2 protein-coding genes are annotated in these 957 nt (G+C 77.6%); both read left to right on the top strand.

Annotation, left to right across the window (positions count from 1 at the left end):
• Nucleotides 1-15: 15 nt before the first annotated feature.
• Nucleotides 16-357 (top strand): SH3-like domain-containing protein, encoded by a 342-nt coding sequence (locus tag ACI789_RS24540; RefSeq protein ID WP_457012158.1) that lies wholly within the window; start codon nucleotides 16-18, stop codon nucleotides 355-357.
• Complete coding sequence (locus ACI789_RS24535; protein WP_457012157.1) at nucleotides 354-941, top strand: nitrile hydratase subunit alpha; 588 nt, start codon at nucleotides 354-356, stop codon at nucleotides 939-941. The genes ACI789_RS24540 and ACI789_RS24535 overlap by 4 nt, the downstream gene beginning before the upstream one ends.
• Nucleotides 942-957: the final 16 nt, after the last annotated feature.

Here is a 957-nt window from a genome sequence, read left to right as displayed (position 1 = left end):
GGCGCGCGCCTGCCGGTGAGCACCGGCGCCTCCCCCCCGTCGCCCGCGCGCCCCCCCCCCCCCCCCCCCCCCCCCCCCCCCCCCCCCCCCCCCCCCCCCCCCCCCCCCCCCCCCCCCCCCCCCGACCCGGACGGCCACACCCGGCTGCCGCGCTACGCCCGCGGCGCGGTCGGCGTCCTCGTGGAGCAGGCGGGCGTGCACCCGCTGGCCGACGACCGGGCCCGCGGCCGCGCCGGCACCCCGCAGCCGGTGTGGCACGTGCGGTTCGCCGCCGCCGACCTGTTCGGCGCGGGCGACCACTCGGTGACGGTGGAGCTGTGGGCCGACTACCTGACCCCGGTCGAGGAGGAGCCGTGAGCGACCACCCCAGTTCGGTCATCTCGGCGCGGGTGCGCCACGTCGAGGCGCTGCTGGAGAGCCGTGGCCTGCTGGACGACGGCGAGATCGACCGCCGCATCGACGAGTTCCTCGCCGGCGGCTCACCCGCCAACGGCGCCCGGATCGTCGCCCGCGCCTGGATCGACCCCGGGTTCGCCGAGCGCCTGCTGGCCGATGCCAACGCGGCGATCCGTGAGCTGGGCCTGTCGATGGCCGGTGGCCTGCAGGAGCAGCGGCTGAAGGTGGTCGCCAACACCGAGGACGAGCACAACGTCGTCGTCTGCACGCTGTGCTCCTGCTACCCGATCGCGCTGCTGGGCCCCTCGCCCGGCTGGTACAAGAGCGAGGCCTACCGCTCGCGGATCGTGCGGGACCCCCGCGGTGTGCTGCGCGAGTTCGGGCTCGAGCTGCCCGGGGCGACCCGCATCCTCGTCTGGGACGCCAGCGCCGAGTCGCGGTACATGGTGCTGCCGCGCCGTCCGGCGGGGACCGGGGGACTCTCCGAGGAGCGGCTCGCCGGCCTCGTCACCCGCAAGGGGCTCATCGGCACCGCCGCCGTCTGACCCGCGCGCGGGTCAG

Source organism: Geodermatophilus sp. SYSU D00965 (genome assembly GCF_054050075.1).
The sequence above is the reverse complement of the archived record's forward strand: the minus strand, read 5'-3'. Positions and strand labels throughout refer to the sequence as shown.